The organism is Paracoccus sp. R12_2 (genome assembly GCF_017744015.1).
Classification (GTDB): domain Bacteria; phylum Pseudomonadota; class Alphaproteobacteria; order Rhodobacterales; family Rhodobacteraceae; genus Paracoccus.
The window spans coordinates 101126-117427 of the sequence record NZ_JAGHRA010000007.1; the positions used below are offsets into that span (position 1 = coordinate 101126).

At 64.6% G+C, this 16302-nt stretch carries 14 protein-coding genes; 4 read left to right on the forward strand and 10 right to left on the reverse strand.

Annotated features, from left to right (window positions below; translation table 11 throughout):
• Nucleotides 1-23 precede the first annotated feature (23 nt).
• Complete coding sequence (locus J7359_RS10430) at nucleotides 24-1151, reverse strand: alpha-D-ribose 1-methylphosphonate 5-triphosphate diphosphatase (protein WP_209056580.1); 1128 nt, start codon at nucleotides 1149-1151, stop codon at nucleotides 24-26.
• A gap of 41 nt (nucleotides 1152-1192) precedes the next feature.
• Between J7359_RS10430 and J7359_RS10435 the strand changes: the two genes are divergently transcribed.
• From J7359_RS10435 to J7359_RS10445, 3 genes are all read left to right on the forward strand, one after another.
• Nucleotides 1193-1885 carry a DUF1045 domain-containing protein gene (locus tag J7359_RS10435; RefSeq protein WP_209056581.1) on the forward strand — a complete coding sequence of 231 codons (693 nt, stop codon included), beginning with the start codon at nucleotides 1193-1195 and terminating at the stop codon, nucleotides 1883-1885.
• A 178-nt stretch (nucleotides 1886-2063) separates the two neighbouring features.
• Nucleotides 2064-3296, forward strand: a complete 1233-nt coding sequence (locus J7359_RS10440) for an aromatic ring-hydroxylating dioxygenase subunit alpha (protein ID WP_209056582.1) — start codon at nucleotides 2064-2066, stop codon at nucleotides 3294-3296.
• 7 nt (nucleotides 3297-3303) lie between these two features.
• Nucleotides 3304-4395 (forward strand): hybrid-cluster NAD(P)-dependent oxidoreductase, encoded by a 1092-nt coding sequence (locus J7359_RS10445; RefSeq protein WP_209056583.1) that lies wholly within the window; start codon nucleotides 3304-3306, stop codon nucleotides 4393-4395.
• A 6-nt stretch (nucleotides 4396-4401) separates the two neighbouring features.
• On the opposite strand, the gene murD is transcribed toward J7359_RS10445, so the two are convergent.
• From murD to J7359_RS10490, 9 genes are all read right to left on the reverse strand, one after another.
• Nucleotides 4402-5805: a UDP-N-acetylmuramoyl-L-alanine--D-glutamate ligase gene (murD, locus tag J7359_RS10450; RefSeq protein ID WP_209056584.1), complete on the reverse strand. Its 1404-nt coding sequence runs from the start codon at nucleotides 5803-5805 to the stop codon at nucleotides 4402-4404.
• A 74-nt stretch (nucleotides 5806-5879) separates the two neighbouring features.
• On the reverse strand, nucleotides 5880-6962 hold the full coding sequence (mraY, locus tag J7359_RS10455) for a phospho-N-acetylmuramoyl-pentapeptide-transferase (protein WP_209056585.1): 1083 nt from the start codon (nucleotides 6960-6962) through the stop codon (nucleotides 5880-5882).
• Nucleotides 6947-8332 (reverse strand): UDP-N-acetylmuramoyl-tripeptide--D-alanyl-D-alanine ligase, encoded by a 1386-nt coding sequence (gene murF / locus J7359_RS10460; protein WP_209056586.1) that lies wholly within the window; start codon nucleotides 8330-8332, stop codon nucleotides 6947-6949. The genes mraY and murF overlap by 16 nt, the downstream gene beginning before the upstream one ends.
• Nucleotides 8329-9828 carry a UDP-N-acetylmuramoyl-L-alanyl-D-glutamate--2,6-diaminopimelate ligase gene (locus J7359_RS10465; RefSeq protein WP_209056587.1) on the reverse strand — a complete coding sequence of 500 codons (1500 nt, stop codon included), beginning with the start codon at nucleotides 9826-9828 and terminating at the stop codon, nucleotides 8329-8331. Before J7359_RS10465 ends, murF begins: the two co-directional genes overlap by 4 nt.
• Nucleotides 9825-11657, reverse strand: coding sequence for a penicillin-binding protein 2 (locus J7359_RS10470; RefSeq protein WP_209056588.1), 1833 nt, complete (start codon nucleotides 11655-11657; stop codon nucleotides 9825-9827). The genes J7359_RS10465 and J7359_RS10470 overlap by 4 nt, the downstream gene beginning before the upstream one ends.
• The gene (locus J7359_RS10475; protein WP_209056589.1) at nucleotides 11654-11995 is read right to left on the reverse strand and encodes a cell division protein FtsL; all 342 of its coding nucleotides are present in this window, start codon (nucleotides 11993-11995) and stop codon (nucleotides 11654-11656) included. Before J7359_RS10475 ends, J7359_RS10470 begins: the two co-directional genes overlap by 4 nt.
• Complete coding sequence (rsmH, locus tag J7359_RS10480; protein WP_209056590.1) at nucleotides 11995-12963, reverse strand: 16S rRNA (cytosine(1402)-N(4))-methyltransferase RsmH; 969 nt, start codon at nucleotides 12961-12963, stop codon at nucleotides 11995-11997. Before rsmH ends, J7359_RS10475 begins: the two co-directional genes overlap by 1 nt.
• Before the next feature lie 3 nt (nucleotides 12964-12966).
• Entirely contained in the window at nucleotides 12967-13485 is a 519-nt protein-coding gene (locus tag J7359_RS20235) for a cell division/cell wall cluster transcriptional repressor MraZ (protein WP_209056591.1), read from the reverse strand.
• 631 nt (nucleotides 13486-14116) lie between these two features.
• The gene (locus J7359_RS10490; protein WP_209056666.1) at nucleotides 14117-15208 is read right to left on the reverse strand and encodes an Mrp/NBP35 family ATP-binding protein; all 1092 of its coding nucleotides are present in this window, start codon (nucleotides 15206-15208) and stop codon (nucleotides 14117-14119) included.
• A gap of 340 nt (nucleotides 15209-15548) precedes the next feature.
• On the opposite strand from J7359_RS10490, the gene J7359_RS10495 reads away from it, so the two are divergent.
• The gene (locus J7359_RS10495; protein WP_247740323.1) at nucleotides 15549-15773 is read left to right on the forward strand and encodes a DUF1127 domain-containing protein; all 225 of its coding nucleotides are present in this window, start codon (nucleotides 15549-15551) and stop codon (nucleotides 15771-15773) included.
• Nucleotides 15774-16302 lie beyond the last annotated feature (529 nt).

Sequence of the window (16302 nt, forward strand, 5' to 3'; positions counted from 1 at the left end):
CGGTTCCGTTCGTGGTCGCAGGATCACGCGACCCGAGCGCCCTCGACCCATGTTTCGCGCAAGATCGCAGCACCCTGATGCTGCCTGAATCGGATCAGATCGGCCCGCAGTCCGGGCGCCAGCCGCCCTCGATCCGCCAGACCTGCGGCCTTCGCCGGGGTCGAGGTGATCGTCGCCATGCCACGCGGCAGATCATCCCATAGCTGCGCAAGGAACAGCCCCGACGCAAGCAGCGCGGCCGGCACATAGTCGGAACTCACGATATCCAGAAGATCGGCCTCGGCCAATGCGGCGGCGTTCACGTTGCCGGAATGCGAGCCACCCCGGATCAGGTTCGGGCCACCCATGATGATGCGGATGTCGTTGTCACGACAGGCGCGCGCAGCCTCGGGCGTGGTTGGAAACTCGGCCAGCCGAACACCGCGGGCAGCGGACCGGGCGACGTGATCCAGTGTCGTGTCGTCATGGCTGGCGATCACCGCCCCGACGTTTTCCGCGAACTCGAAGGCGGCGGCCTCGTTCCTGTCGCCATACTGCGCCCGCAACGCGGTCAGGCGACGGTCATAGTCCTGAACCTCATCCGCGGTCATACCCGAACGTGCCGCGATGAACTTCCGGGCCATCGCCACATCGCGCAATTGCCGTTGGCCGGGCGTGTGATCCATCACGCTGACCAGCCGCACGCGGTCACCGGGGCCGAATTCGGCCAGTTCTTCGACCAGGGTCTCACTGCAGATTTCGGCACGCAGATGCAGATGATGGCTGATCCGCAGCAGACCTGCCGTCCGGATCGCCTCGACCTCGCGGCTCAGCGCCCTTGCATAGGCGCCATAGTTCGGCCGCCATCGGATCGAACCCACGCGCATCGCATCGAAGACCGTCGTGATCCCGGTGGCCGCCAGTTCCGCGTCATGGGCAAGGATCGCCTGCGGATGCGGCCAGTCCACCTGAGGGCGCGGGCGCAGATGTTGCTCCAGATTGTCGGTGTGCAACTCGACCAGACCCGGCGAGACGAAATCGCCTAGCATGTCCTGACCGGTTGCGGCGCCGTCGCCGATTTCCGCAATGCGCCCGTCGCGCAGCACGATATGGCCATCCACCACCCGATCAGGCAGGATCAGCCGCGCATTCGTCAGGACCGTTTCCGTCATGACACATGGCTGAGACGAAACGAGGTGAAGGTCAAGCACGCATGAAAAATTGGCGCCGTTACGCGATCTACTATACTGCCCCCGGTCCCTTGGGCGAATTCGGGTCGGCATGGCTGGGATGGGATATCGAAGCCGGCAGTGTCGCCGCAAGACCCGGGCAGCACCGCAAACTGCCGCCGCGCATCGACGCCCTGACCCAGACGCCGCGGCGCTATGGGTTTCACGCCACGCTGAAGCCACCCTTCCGGCTGCATGATGACAGCAGCGAGGATCGGCTTCTGGATGATCTGCGTGACTTCGCGGCAAGCCAACCTGCAATCCTGCTTGCCGGCGGCCTGCGCATCGCATCGCTGGACGGCTTTCCGGCGCTGATTCCCGGCGGACCCAGTCAGGTCGTTCAGGATCTGGCCGCGCGGGTGGTTCAGGGTCTGGACCGCCACCGCGCGCCCCTGTCGCCAGAAGAGCGTGCGCGCCGCGCGCCAGAACGGCTGACCCAGGCGCAGCGTGATCTGCTGGATCGCTGGGGCTATCCTTGGGTGCTGGATCAGTTCAGGTTTCACATGACGCTTGGCTGCCGCCTGCCCGACGATCAGGTCCGGGCCGTGATCGACGCGCTGACGCCGCATCTTGAACCGCTTCTGCCGGATCCCCACCCGATCGACGCACTGACGCTGGCGGGCGAGGACGCGGACGGGGATTTTCACCAGATCGCCCGCATCGCCCTGCGCGTCTGATCCGGAATACACCTGCCATATGGCTGTAGCCGGAAATACGCGCCGCCGGATTTTCGGCGGCGCCGGATCGCCCATGTCTGAATCCGATTCCGTCATGTCGCAAATCAGCCGTTGCGCGCGCATCACAGGTTTAGTTTGGATGGAATTCGAAACCAGCGCCATCCAAGGCAGGTGCGTCATGACACAGCCCAGTTCTACCGCCGATCTGATCGCAATGCGTCAGCCCGGCTTCTCGCTGCCCCGCGATCTGTATTGCGGCCAGCAGGCCCTTTCCGACGATCTGGAACAGATCTGGTACCGTGAATGGGTCTTTGCGATCCCGTCTTGCGAGATCCCCAAGACCGGCAATTTCGCGACGCTGCAACTGGGCCAGTATCCGGTCATCATCGTGCGCGGCGCCGATGGGCGCATCCGGGCCTTCCACAATGTCTGCCGGCATCGCGGCCAGCGGCTTTGCGCCAAGGCCGGGGGAAGCAGCCCCAAGCTGGTCTGTCCCTATCATCAGTGGACCTATGATCTTGACGGCAAGCTGCTTTATGCGCGTGACATGGGCGAAGGCTTCGATGCGTCGAAATACGGCCTGAAGCCGGTCCACTGCATCGACATCAAGGGCATGGTTTTCGTGTGCGTTGCCAAGGTGCCGCCTGCGATCAACGAGCTGGCCCAGAACCTGATGCGCTATGTCGCCCCCAGCGGGCTGGAAGATGCCAAGGTCGCCTTCAGCCAGACCATCATCGAGAAGGGCAACTGGAAGCTGGTGATGGAGAACAACCGCGAGTGCTATCACTGCGGCGGCTCTCATCCGTCCTTGTGCCGGACCTATTCCGACGACCCGCTGATGACGGTGATGGAGGGACCGAACTCGGCCAGCAGCGAGATCCTGCAGCACTGGGACCGCTGCGATGCCGCCAACCTGCCCGCACGATTTGTCAATGCGCCGGACATGCAGTGGCGGATGGCCCGTGTGCCGCTGATGGATAACGCCGAAAGCTTTACCATGTCCACAAAGGCCGCAGTCGCGCAGCGTATGGGCACGATCCCGTGGAACGATGCGGGCAGCATGATGTTCTATCACTTCCCGTCCAGCTGGAATCACTTCCTGCCGGATCACGCGATCGTCTTCCGCATCGTGCCGATCAGCCCCATGGAAACCGAGGTCACGACCAAGTGGCTGGTCCACAAGGATGCGGTCGAGGGCAGGGATTACGACCTTCAGAAGCTGACCGAGGTCTGGATCAACACCAACAACGAAGATCGTCAGGTTGTCGAGGAAAACCAGGCAGGAATCCTGTCGCCCGCCTATGAACCTGGCCCCTATTCGGCCAGCCAGGAGGCCGGCGTGATTCATCTGGTGGACTGGTATTGTGGCATCATGTCCAGCCGCCTGGGATTGAAAACCGCTGCCGAGTGAGACCTAGATGAAAAAGCCGCGCCTCAACTGGGCCGTCGAGCCATGGGAAGATTCCGAACTGCTGGAATGCACCCAGATCGTGCCCGAGACCGCCGATACATGGACCTTTACCTTCCGGTCGCCGACAGGGGCATGGTTTGACTATGAACCGGGACAGTTCATCACGCTGGATCTGCCGGTCGATCCCGCCAGGGGTCCGGCCGGCAATATCCAGCGGACCTACACGATGTCGTCCTCGCCGTCTCGTCCCATGTCAATCTCGGTCACGGCCAAGGCCGGTCCGAATTCGGTGGCGACGCGGTGGATGATGGCCAACCTGAAACCCGGCATGAAAATTCGTGCCTATGGTCCTGCCGGGATCTTCAGCCTTAACCGCCATCCGGCGAAGAAGTATCTTTTCATCTCCGCCGGCTCGGGAATCACCCCGATGCTGTCGATGTCCACCTGGCTGTGGGATAGCGGCATCAAGCCTGACGTTGTCTTCATTCATGCCGCACGCCGCCCATCGGACGTGATCTGCCACGATCGGCTGGAACATATGGCAAGCCGGTCATCGGGGTTGCAGCTGCATCTGACGGTCGAGGAGAACGACGAATTCCGGTCCTGGAACGGCTATCGCGGGCGCCTGAACCAGCTGATGCTGGGCCTGATGGCCCCCGACTATCTGGAACGAGAGGTGTTCTGCTGCGGTCCCGAACCGTTCATGCAGGCGGTCCGCGAGATGCTGATCTCGCTTGGCTACGACATGGATCACTATCACCAGGAAAGCTTTGGCGCGGCGGTCGAGACCGAAGCCCAGGCGCCGGTTCTGGACGATGTCGTGCCCGACGAGGATGCCGGGGCAGAGCTTCTGTTCGCCTCCTCCGGCGTCAGCGCCCGCTGCGCGGAAACCGATACGGTGCTGGCGGTCGCCAAGCGGTCCGGGTTGAATATCCCGTCAGGCTGCACCTTCGGGCTGTGCGGCACCTGCAAGGTCAGGAAACTGTCCGGCGAGGTTCACATGGTGCACAATGGCGGCATCAGCGACGACGACATCGCCGAAGGCTATATCCTTGCCTGCTGTTCAAACCCGATGGGCAAGGTCGAAATCGACATCTGACCGGCGTCAGTCCGTCCTCAATGCCTCGACAAGCGCGGTGAAATGTTCGCCGCGCTTCTCGAAATCGGGATACTGGTCGAAACTGGCTGCGGCGGGTGCCAGCAATACGGTTTCGCCGGGCTGCGCCTCGGCTGAGGCCAGCGCGACGGCCTGTTCCATCGTGTCGACGATTTCATGCGGCGTCTGGCCGATATCCAGCGCAAAGTCGCGCGCCGAATGTCCGATCAGATAGGCCTTGGCGACGTGACCCAGATGGGGTTGCAGCGCCGCGATGCCACCGTCCTTTCCCAGGCCGCCCACGATCCAGCGGATCCCGTTGAAGGCCTGCAGCGCCTTGGCCGCGGCATCGACATTGGTGGCCTTGGAGTCGTTGACATAGCGGACACCCGCGATTTCGGCGACAAGCTGGCTGCGATGCGGCAGGCCCGCAAAGCTGTGAAACGCCGCCTCGATCTGGCGGGGGGCCAGCCCCACGGCGCGGCAGGCGGCGTAGGCGGCACAGGCGTTCTGGTGGTTATGCGCGCCGGGCAGTCCCTTGATCTGGCGCAAATCGATCGATCCGGCCTGCCGCCCCTTGCGATACTCGGCCAGAAACCCCTTGCGAGCAAAGACCGACCACGCAGCGCGGTCCAGCTTTTGCCCTGCCGAGATGCGGATCACCCGGTCGTCGGCCGGACCCATCTGCATCTGACCTGCCAGATACAATCCCTCCGCTTCATCGACGCCGATCACGGCGCGGTCGGGGCCACCCTCGGCGAAAAGCCTGCGCTTGGCGGCGAAATAGCCGCCAAGTCCCGCGTGGCGGTCCAGATGATCTGGCGAAAGGTTGGTGAAGACCGCGACATCGGGGGTCAGCGCACGCGCCAGATCCGTCTGATAGCTGGACAGTTCCAGCACCACGACCTCTCCGTCGATGGCAGGCTCCAGCGACAGGACGCCGGTCCCGATATTGCCGCCCATCTGCGTCGGACGGCCCGCTTCGCCAAGGACGTGATGGATCAGCGCCGTGGTGGTGGATTTGCCGTTCGATCCGGTCACGGCGATCACGCGCGGGGCGCGGTCGAACCCGTCCCAGTCGGGCGTCGCGTAGCTGCGAAAGAACAGCCCGATATCGTTGTCGACCGGCACCCCCAGCGCATATGCCTTGGCGATGACGGGATGCGGTTTGGGATACAGATGCGGAATGCCGGGCGAGGCGATCAGCGCGGTGACGCCGTGCCACGATTCGTCGCGGGTCAGATCGACGATCCGCAACCCGTCGGCCTGTGCCGCCTCGCGCGTGTCGTTGCCATCATCCCAGGCGATCACATGCGCGCCGCCCGCCGCCAGCGCGGCCGCGGTGGCCTTGCCCGATCGGCCAAGGCCGAGCACGGCGATGGTCTGGTCCTCGACGCCTTCGACAGGGATCATGCGTGGCTCCGACTCTTATGACCGGGGGTTCTGCGCCCCCGGACCCCCGCAGGGTATCTCGACAAAGAAGAAGATCAGCGCAGCTTCAGCGTGGCAAGCCCGATCAGCGCGAGGATCAGTGAGATGATCCAGAACCGTATGACGATCTGCGGTTCTTTCCAGCCCAGCTTTTCGAAATGGTGGTGGATCGGTGCCATCAGGAAGACACGCTTGCCTGTCCGCTTGAAGTACAGCACCTGGATGATGACGCTGAGGGCTTCGACCACGAACAGGCCGCCAACGATTGCCAGCACGATTTCGTGTTTGGTGACCACGGCGATCGCACCCAGTGCACCACCCAGGGCAAGACTGCCCGTATCCCCCATGAAGACCGCCGCAGGTGGGGCGTTGTACCACAAGAAGCCAAGCCCGCCGCCGATCAGCGCGGCGACGAAAATCAGGATCTCGCCAGTTCCGGGCACATGGTGGACGCCAAGATATTCGGTGAAATCGACGCGGCCAACGGTATAGGCGATAACCCCAAGCGTCGAGGCCGCGATCATCACCGGCATGATCGCCAACCCGTCAAGGCCGTCGGTCAGGTTCACCGCATTGGCAGCGCCGACGATCACCAGCATGCCGAAGGGAATGAAGAACAGGCCCAGATTGATCAGCGCGTCCTTGAAGACCGGCAATGCCAGCTGTCCGGTCAGATCGCCCGGATGCAGCCACATCGCCCAGGCAGAGGCGACAAATGCCAGCGCCAGCCCCAGCGCCATTCGGACCCGGCCCGGCACGCCCTTGGTGTTCATCTTGCTGACCTTGGCGTAATCGTCTGCAAAGCCGATCGCGGCGTAACCAGCCGTCACCGTCAGCACGACCCAGACATAGCCGTTGTCCAGACGCGCCCAGAGCAGGGTCGAGACGAACAGCGCCGACAGGATCAGCAGCCCCCCCATGGTCGGCGTGCCGGCCTTGATCAGATGGCCCTCGGGGCCGTCATCGCGAATGGGCTGACCCTTTTTCTGCGTTCTCCGCAGATAGTTGATCAGTGGTCGCCCGAAGATGAACCCGAAGATCAGCGCCGTGAAGAACGCCGCGCCCGCGCGAAAGGTGATGTATCGAAACAGGTTGAAGAGGTCGCCCCCTTCGGAAAAACTGCTCAGCCAATAGAGCATTCGTCGTCCTCTTGCTTGAGGGTTTTGCGCAGCGCGTCGACCACGACAGAGATTTTCGAGGATTTCGAGCCCTTGACCAGAACGATGTCACCCGGGGCGACCAGGGTGGCCGCATCCTTGGCAAGCTCAGAGGCGGTTTCCGCCCACAGGCCGCGCTTGGCGTCGGGCAGCGCGTCATGAAGATGTCTCATCCGGGGACCGGCGGTGTGGATCAGATCGACGGACGCGATCGACGCGTCTTCGGCAACGGCGCGATGCAGGGACATCTCATCCTCGCCCAACTCCAGCATGTCACCCAGAATTGCGACACGGCGTCCGCCATCAAGGCCAGCCAGCGTCGCCAGGCCCGCCGACAGCGAGGCAGGGTTCGCGTTGAACGCGTCGTCGATCAGGCGAATGCCTGCCAGTTCCTCGACCGCGCCGCGCCCACGCGGAGGCAACCAGTCGCCAAGGCACTTGCCGCATCGCCGCAGATCGGCACCGGCCGCCGACAGCGCCGCCAGCATGCCGACCGCATTCAGGACGAAATGCGTCCCGCTGGTCTGCAGCACGAAATCCACCGTCTCGCCGGCGATCCTTGCGCGGCATGACAGGCTACCTTCATGCGGCTTTGCCTGCAGCAGGCGGGCCACGCCCTCGCGCCCGAAGCCCATGACGATTGCACCAGCCGCGTCGGCGCAGTCGCGCAGGATCGGGGTGACGGGCAGATCCTCGGGCAGGATCGCCGTTCCCGGCGGCTCGAGCCCCTGGAAGATCGCGCCCTTTTCGCGGGCGATCCCCTCGATGGCGCCGAACGCCTCGAGATGCGCGGCGGCGACGGTCGTGATCAGAGCGACATGCGGGCGCGCCATGCGCGACAGCGGCGCAATCTCGCCCGGATGGCTCATCCCGATCTCGATGATCGCGAAATCCGTGTCTTCGGGCATCCGCGCCAGCGTCAGCGGTACGCCCCAATGGTTGTTGTAGCTGGCCTCGGCCGCGTGAATGCGCCCCTGCCCGGCCAACGCGACGCGACCCATGTCCTTGGTCGATGTCTTTCCGACCGACCCGGTGATCGCGATGACCCGCCCCGTCATCCGCGCACGCCCCGCGCGGCCCAGATCCTGCAGCGCGGCCAGCACATCCGGCACCACCAACAGCGGCGCGTCTGCGGCCACGTCATCGGGGATGCGACTGACCAGCGCAGCGGCAGCCCCCTTGGACAGCGCCTGCGCGACAAAGTCATGGCCGTCGCGCACATCCTTCAGGGCGACGAACAGGTCCCCCGGCTGGATGGTCCGTGTATCGATCGAAACGCCCGAAGCGGTCCAGTCGCCGTGTGCCTTTCCGCCGGTGGCGGCGGCGGCGTCTTCTGCGGTCCACAGGCTCATATCCGGCCATCCAGCGCCGCGACAGCGACCGAGGCCTGTTCGGCATCGTCGAATGGATAGACGTCATGTCCGACAATCTGACCGGTCTCGTGACCCTTGCCACAGATCAGCAGGGCGTCACCGGGCTGCAAGGCATCGACGCCACGCAGGATCGCCTCGGCCCGGTCGCCGATTTCGGTAGCCTCGGATCCGGCTCCGGCCATGACGGCGGCACGGATGGAGGCCGGATCCTCGGTGCGCGGGTTGTCGTCGGTCACGATGACCACATCCGCGTGGTCCCGCGCCGCCTGCCCCATCAACGGACGCTTGCCCCTGTCGCGGTCGCCGCCCGCGCCGATGACGCAGACGATCCGTCCCATCACATGGGGCCGCAGCGATTGCAGCGCCGCGATCACCGCTCCGGGCTTGTGGGCGTAATCGACGAACACGGCCGCTCCGTTGTCGCGCTGCGCAACCAGCTGCATGCGGCCACGCACGGTCTGCAGTTCGGGAAGAGATCGCAGAACCCCATCGGCAGGATCACCGGATGCCAGAACCAGCCCCATGGCCGCCAGAACATTTTCGGCCTGGAAACCGCCGATCAAGGGCAGGCGGACCATATGCGGCTGCCCCATCACGGAAAATCGCAGATCCTGACCCGTCGCATCATAGCGTTGGCCAAGGATTCGCAGGATCGCATTTTCGGCGCGACCGACCGAGGTCACGGCAAGCCGCCGATCGGCGGCGATATCGGCCATCTGGCGGCCGCGGGCGTCATCGACATTGATGACAGCCGCATCGCCTTCTTCAAGAATGTGATTGAACAGCAGCGCCTTGGCCGCGAAGTATTCGTCGAAGCCCGCGTGATAATCCAGATGATCCTGGCTGAAATTGGTGAACGCGCCCGCCTCGACCCGCACACCGTCAAGACGCCGCTGGTCCAGACCGTGGCTGGACGCCTCCATCGCGGCATGGGTCACGCCAGCCTCGGCGGCTTCGGCAAGAACGCGATGCAGGGTGACGGGTTCGGGTGTGGTGTGCGCCAGCTTGGCCTCGTAATCGCCTTGCACGCCCATGGTGCCAAGGCTGATCGACCGGTGGCCGATGGACTGCCAGATCTGCCGGGTAAAGCTGGCAACCGAGGTCTTGCCCGATGTGCCGGTGACCGCGACCACGTGATCGGGTTGCGCCTCGAACCACAGCGCCGCCGCACCGGCCAGGGCGGCGCGTGGATCCTCGGCCACGACAAGGGCGCCATCCCAACCCGACAACGCATCGGCGGCCATCCGGGCACCGGCGCGATCGGTCAGGACCGCGGCGGCGTCCATGCGCAGGGCATAGGACACGAACTCGGCACCGTGGATCGCAGAGCCCGGCATGGCGGCGAACAGATGGCCCGGCTTGACGGTGCGGCTGTCGGTCGAGATCCCGGTGATCGTCGGGTCGCGCCCGTCCCTTGCCCGCAGCCCCAGCTGCGACAGCGTCTTCGTGGCGTGCCTCACCCTGTCACCCGTCATTTGTTCGAGACGAGCTTTATCCCATCGCCCGGCGAAGGTTCAACACGCGGCTGGAACCGCGCCGCTACGATAGGCAGCTTTTCGTCGGTTCTGGCCTTCAGCCCGACCAGCGGTGCAAGACGCCGCACAAGTTCGGCGGCGACCGGCACGGCGGTCATGCCGGCGGTGCGGCTTTCGCCACCGCCTGCGGTCGAGACCGACGGCTCGTCCAGCGTCACGATCATTACGTATTCCGGATCGCTGGCCGGAAAGACCGAGGCAAAGGTCGCGACCACCTTGTTCTTGTAATACCCGCCCGACGGGCGCGGCTTGTCGGCGGTGCCGGTCTTGCCTGCGATCTCGTATCCCTCGACCTCGGCCTGTCTGGCGGTCCCGCGCGTGACCACCTGCCGCAACATGCCGACGGCCAGTTCGGCGGCACGGGGCGACAGGACCTGCTCGCCTTCGGGGCGCTGTCGGCCATGAACCAGTGTCGGGGTCACCCGGCGTCCGTCATTCGCGATGGTTGCATAGGCGGCGGCCAGATGCAGCGGGCTGGCTGCAAGGCCATGGCCGAACGACACGGTCGCCGAGGTGACCGCAGGCCAGCGCCGGGGCACCAGTGGCTGGCCGGTCGGCGCTTCGACCATCTCGATCGCGGTCGGTTCGAACAGGCCCAGTTTTATCAGAAAATCCTTTTGCCGTTCGACGCCCAGCATCTGTGCGATGCGAACCGTCCCAACGTTCGACGATTTCACGATCACATCCGTCGCGCTGAGCTGCTTGCCGTAGTTGTGGAAGTCGTGGATCAGATACTTGCCGATCTTCATCGGACTGGACGAGTTGATGCCCGAGTTCGGGTTAATCAGCTTCAGGTCCAACGCCTGGGCGACCGGGAAGATCTTGAAGGTCGAGCCCAGCTCGTATTGGCCCTGCACGGCACGATTGAACAGCGGGCTGTCCGACGGATCGCCTTTCAACAGCGGCCTCGGCCTTTCGTTGGGATTGAAGTCCGGCAGGCTGGCCATGGCCACGATCTCGCCGGTCTTGACCTCCATCAGGATACCGGCGGCGCCCTTGGCGTTCATCAGCTTCATGCCGGAATTCAGCACCTCTTCCATCGCCGACTGAACGGTCAGGTCGATCGACAGCGCCAGCGGCGCACCATCATGCGATGGATCGCGCAGCCAGTTGTCGAACGCCTTCTCGACCCCGGCGACGCCCAGCACCTCGGCGCTGCTGACGCCTTCTGCGCCGAAGCCCGAACCACCCAGAATATGGCTGGCGACGTGCCCGTTGGGATAGACGCGCATCTCGCGCGGGCCGAACAGCAGGCCCGGTTCGCCGATATCGTGGACGGCCTGCATCTGTTCGGGACTGATCTTGCGCTTGATCCACATGAACTTGCGGTTGCCGGTAAAGTCCTTGGTCAGCCGCGCCTGGTCCAGATCCGGAAACACCTTGGCCAGCGCCTTGGCGGCGCGGACCGGATCGACCATCTGATGCGGATGCGCATACAAAGAATGCGTCAGCAGGTTGGTCGCAAGAACGCGACCGCGCCGATCGGTGATGTCGGCGCGCTGCGACATGATCTGCGCGGACAGAACCTGGCTGCGCGGCTCGCTGGGTTCGCTTGAGGCCAGCGCGCCCATGCGCACCCCGACCGTGCCGAACGCCAGCACGAAACATGCCGACATCAGCACCAGCCGGCCTTCGGCGCGGCGGCGTGCCTTGTCCTGGATCGCCTCGTGCCGGATGCGGCGGTTCTCGGCCTCGATCTCGTCGGGGTTCTCACCACGGTCGCGGGCTCGAAGGATGCGGGCCAGCGGGCGCAAGGGTGTGCGGATCATGGCTTTTCCTCCTCGGACGCGGTGTCCTCCGCGCTTTCGGGCGGCGCGGGGGGTTTGGGGTAATCAATGTTGTCCAGATCAACGAACTGACCCGATTCGACGGGCACCAGTCGCAGACGTTCGAAATTCAGATCGACCAGCTCGGTCAGCCGTTCGGGTCGGTTCAAATAGGACCATTCGGCGCGCAGCACGCCCAGATCTTCACGCAGCCCGGCGATTTCGCGCTGGATCTGGCTCATCTGGCTGATGGCGGCCTGGGTCCGGTAGTTCTCGCGATAGGCCCAGAAGGCAAGGCCCATGACCAGAAGCGTGACCGCAAGATAGGTCAGGGGACGCATCAGCCCGCCCCCTTCACGCGCAGTCGCGGCATCGCCAATGCGCCCTCGTCGATTTCGCCGGCGGGCGCATCGGTGCGAACCGCGACCCGCAGCAGGGCGGACCGCGCCCGCGGATTGACTTGGGTCTCTTCAGGGTCCGCGCCGATAGCGCGACGAAACGGCAGCGTGAAGGCCGCCGGTTCGGTGTACGCGACCGGTGCATGGCGACTGCCGCCGCCTGCACTGTTCGACCGCGCCTGCATGAAACGCTTGACGATCCGGTCTTCCAGCGAGTGGAAGCTGACCACGGCCAGCTTGCCGCCGGGTTTCAGCGCGCGTTCGGCGGCGGACAACCCCTCGACCAGCTGCCGGAATTCGTCATTCACCCAGATACGGATAGCCTGAAAGCTGCGCGTTGCGGGATGGCTTTGCCCCGGTTTGGGGCGCGGCAGGCAGGACGCCACGATCTCGGCCAACTGTTCGGTCCGGGTCAACGGCCGCGCGGCGGCGATGGCGCGGGCGATCCGCCGTGAAGCGCGTTCCTCGCCATAGTGGAAAAGCACATCGGCGATCACCGCCTCGTCCGATTCGTTCAGCAGGTCGGCCGCCGACGGCCCGTCCCCACCCATCCGCATGTCCAGCGGGCCGTCGCGCAGAAACGAGAAACCGCGCTCGGACTGGTCCAGCTGCATCGAGCTGACCCCCAGATCCAGGACCACGCCGTCCAACGCCTCGCCGGCCAGTTCGTCCAGATCCGAAAACGTCCCTTCGACCAGCCGCAACCGGTTGCCGTAGTCGCCCGACCAGGCCTTCGCCATCGCGAAGACTGTCGGATCGCGGTCCACGCCGATCACCCGGTCTGCCCCGGCCTGCAATAGCCCACGCGCATAGCCGCCGGCACCGAAGGTGCCGTCCAGCCAGATGCCCGAAACGGGCTCGACCGCCCTGAGAAGCGGCTTCAGCAGGACCGGGATATGCGGATCGGCCATGGCTCAGCCCTCGTCCCCGGCCGATTGCGCGGCAAGACTGCGCGGATCGAAGCCGGGACCCTTGGACGCGGCGAATTCCTCGACCTCGACGATATCCTTGGGCGGCGAATCGGGCAGATACATCTTCAGATAGTCGCCGCTGGCCGCGAAGGTAATCTCGGCGCCGTTGTCGAAGCCCAGCTTCTCGCGCAGTTTCTGAGGAAGCATCAGGCGGCCTTCGCGGTCGATTTCGAGATCGACCGATTGCGCATTCATCAGCTGTTCCAGCCAGCGCCGTTCGACACTGCCGCGCTGCATCTTGTCGATCTGCTGATCAATTTCTTCGATTGCATCTATTGTGTACAGTTCAAGCCAGTTCCACCAGTCGGGCCCGTGAACAGCGACCAACTGCGCGCGCCCGGTGTTCGAGGTGGCAAAGGCGGGATCACATTGTTCGAAATGCTTGCGCATCCGGGCGGGAACCGACATGCGGCCCTTGCTGTCGACCTTTACGGTCTCGGTGCCCCTGAACTTGCGCGCCACCCTGGCCTGCCCTCACTGTCCCGCCTCTTCCGCCCACCCGAAAGAGAAAGGCGGATCGGGCCGCTGCCACTGCCCGATCCGCCGCCCTCGTTCCCATTGACTGGGCCCCGTTTAGGGGTTGCCCGCCCTGTCGCGCGCCACCTGGGGGAGGTGCTGCTCGCACGCGGGGGCGGTGCCTTTTTGGAAAACGGGTGCCTGTATGAAACCTGCTTCGCCTCGTGGGGTCTTGAGCGCCCCTTGCTGCCCGTTCTCGTGAGTAAGTTGTGACATGGGATTTCATGGGAAGCAATGGATTTCTTCGCCACAGCTGGGTCACACCCCTGCTGCGCACGCACAGTATCGGCAGGGGCACATGCCGCGCAGAGACGCCAGATACCACTGATGGATGAATATTGGACCGAAGTCGCTAGATATAGACAGCGCCCTCGGCCGGCAGGAAAGTGGCGCGCTTTCCCAAAAAGTCCACGCCTCGGCCAGAACATGCCCGGACTTCCCTCAAGATAAGTGTGATTCACAGAAAAAACGGCCACGATCACGCCGAATCACGGACATGGGAGGAGCTTCCCAAACAAGTGGAGCAAATTCCCAGAGGGAACCGGGGACGCGATCACCCGCGACGCGCGCCTGAATCTCAGGCGACGCCGCCTTGCACCATACGGTCGGCCAGCCTTGCATAGGCCTCGGCTGCCGGGCCATCGCCCAATGCGACAGGCCGACCCGAATCGCCTGCCAGCCGCACATCAAGTTGCAGCGGCAACTCACCCAGGAACGGCAGGCCAAGCGCCTGCGCCTCGGCCGCGACGCCGCCATGGCCGAACAGATGCGCCTCGTGACCGCAGCTTGGGCAGACATAGGTCGACATGTTCTCGATCAGGCCCAGAACCGGGGTTTTCAGCTTGTTGAACATGTCGATTGCGCGCCGCGCGTCCAGCAGCGCGACATCCTGCGGGGTCGATACGATCAATGCGCCGCTGACCGCCGCTTTCTGGCACAGCGACAGCTGCACATCGCCGGTTCCCGGAGGCAGGTCGATCAGCAGGACGTCCAGTTCGCCCCAGTTGACCTGTTGCAGCAACTGCTGCAGCGCGCCCATCAGCATGGGACCGCGCCAGACCACCGCCTCGCCTTCCTTCAGCATCAGGCCGATGGACATCATCGTGACGCCATGGGCATGCATCGGCTCTATCCGCTGGCCATCCGGGCTGGCGGGACGGCCGGACACACCCAGCATCCGCGGCTGCGACGGACCATATATATCTGCGTCCAGGACCCCGACCCGGCGCCCGGCCTTGGCCAGCGCCACGGCAAGATTCGATGTCACGGTCGATTTCCCGACCCCGCCCTTTCCCGAACCGATGGCGATGATATGGCGAACGCCGGGAACGGGCTGCGGACCGGCCTGCGCCGTGGGGTGCCGCCCGACCTTCAGCGATGGCGCCGCGCCCTCGCCCGAGGTTTTCGCTGGTTCTGGCCGCCCCGCGGGCGCGGTCATGACGATTCGCACGGTCTCGACACCCTCCAGTGCCAGCAACCGGCGCCGCGCCTCGGCTTCGACCGGGGCCAACGCACGCGCGGCGTCGGCGTCCGCCACCTCAAGCACGAATCGCACCGCGCCGGCCTCGACCGTCATGGCGCGCACGATATCGGCCTCTCCAAGGGATTTTCCGTTCGGCAAGGGGATGTCAGAGATTTCCCCTAGGGCAACTTCGCGCGTCACAGTCATGTCATGAACCTGTTCGTGAGTGTCGCGGCCAGCATGAGCCATGGCCAGACAGACCACAACCACCCCTGCGACAACCTGTCGCCCGCACTGGTAAGCGCTTTGGAATTCAGGTTCTTTGCGGCTGCAGCGTGATCGCTAACAAACCCACCTTTCAGAGATTATGCCAAGAATTCATTGATAACGCGGCTGTTACTCGACGGCCAGCCATGCGGTTGCTGCATGGCAGCATTCGGAAACCGGCCATTGTGCAGATGCAGCATTTGCCCCATCTTTGTCTCAACGAAAGCGCCGGGCCATCCGGGCCAAGCGCAAGACGATGAGACGCGAAAGGAAACTGGCAATGGCCGTTATCGCACATTCTCACAGCCCCGCTGCCGCATCCGGCCTGCGTGGACGCCTGCTGGCAGCTATCCAGCAGATGCAGGAAAACCGTGCCCGCCGGGCGGTGTATCGGCAGACCGTACGCGAACTGAACGCCCTGACCACCCGTGATCTGGACGATCTGGGCATCAGCCGTTCGATGATCACCCGTCTGGCGCATGAAGCCGCCTGGGGATCGAAATAAGAATTCGCTTTCCCGCCCCTCTCCTCCTCCCTGGGGCAGGGATTGGCGGCATCCTCCTCTCCTCCTCCCCGGAGGATGCCGCCCGAAGATCGTGACGAAGCCCGCTCCTCCTCCCTCAGGGCTTCTCGCGCGGGCGGCGGCCCCTCTCTCCTCCTCCCGAGGGGTCGCCGCAAAATCATAGCCGCCCCGATCTGCGGCACACCGACACGACGGCTCTCTCCTCCTCCCTCCCGAGCCTGTCGTTCGCGGCGAACGCCCACCTCCTCCCGGGCCTACGCCGCACCCCATAGCCGCCCTGGTCGCGGCAGCCAGATGCGACGACCCCCCTCCTCCTCCCGGGTTCGCTTCGCACGCGGTGCTTGCCCATCCTCCTCCCGGGCCATGCACCGCACCCCATACGCGGCCCTCCCTCCTCCCTGGGCCAGCGTTGAGCGGCGGCGCCCCTCCTCCTCCCTGGGCGCCGCCGCAATCCTTCCCCGAGACAGATCGACATCGGCGCGAAAACGCCCCCTTCCGGCAAGGTCCGAAC

Excerpts from the sequence above, each read along its gene's own strand:
- J7359_RS10430 (WP_209056580.1), bottom strand. The coding sequence starts at position 1,151 with ATGACGGAAACGGTCCTGACGAATGCGCGGCTGATCCTGCCTGATCGG.
- J7359_RS10435 (WP_209056581.1), top strand. The coding sequence starts at position 1,193 with ATGAAAAATTGGCGCCGTTACGCGATCTACTATACTGCCCCCGGTCCC.
- J7359_RS10440 (WP_209056582.1), top strand. The coding sequence starts at position 2,064 with ATGACACAGCCCAGTTCTACCGCCGATCTGATCGCAATGCGTCAGCCC.
- J7359_RS10445 (WP_209056583.1), top strand. The coding sequence starts at position 3,304 with ATGAAAAAGCCGCGCCTCAACTGGGCCGTCGAGCCATGGGAAGATTCC.
- murD (WP_209056584.1), bottom strand. The coding sequence starts at position 5,805 with ATGATCCCTGTCGAAGGCGTCGAGGACCAGACCATCGCCGTGCTCGGC.
- mraY (WP_209056585.1), bottom strand. The coding sequence starts at position 6,962 with ATGCTCTATTGGCTGAGCAGTTTTTCCGAAGGGGGCGACCTCTTCAAC.
- murF (WP_209056586.1), bottom strand. The coding sequence starts at position 8,332 with ATGAGCCTGTGGACCGCAGAAGACGCCGCCGCCGCCACCGGCGGAAAG.
- J7359_RS10465 (WP_209056587.1), bottom strand. The coding sequence starts at position 9,828 with ATGACGGGTGACAGGGTGAGGCACGCCACGAAGACGCTGTCGCAGCTG.
- J7359_RS10470 (WP_209056588.1), bottom strand. The coding sequence starts at position 11,657 with ATGATCCGCACACCCTTGCGCCCGCTGGCCCGCATCCTTCGAGCCCGC.
- J7359_RS10475 (WP_209056589.1), bottom strand. The coding sequence starts at position 11,995 with ATGCGTCCCCTGACCTATCTTGCGGTCACGCTTCTGGTCATGGGCCTT.
- rsmH (WP_209056590.1), bottom strand. The coding sequence starts at position 12,963 with ATGGCCGATCCGCATATCCCGGTCCTGCTGAAGCCGCTTCTCAGGGCG.
- J7359_RS10490 (WP_209056666.1), bottom strand. The coding sequence starts at position 15,208 with ATGACTGTGACGCGCGAAGTTGCCCTAGGGGAAATCTCTGACATCCCC.
- J7359_RS10495 (WP_247740323.1), top strand. The coding sequence starts at position 15,549 with ATGGCCGTTATCGCACATTCTCACAGCCCCGCTGCCGCATCCGGCCTG.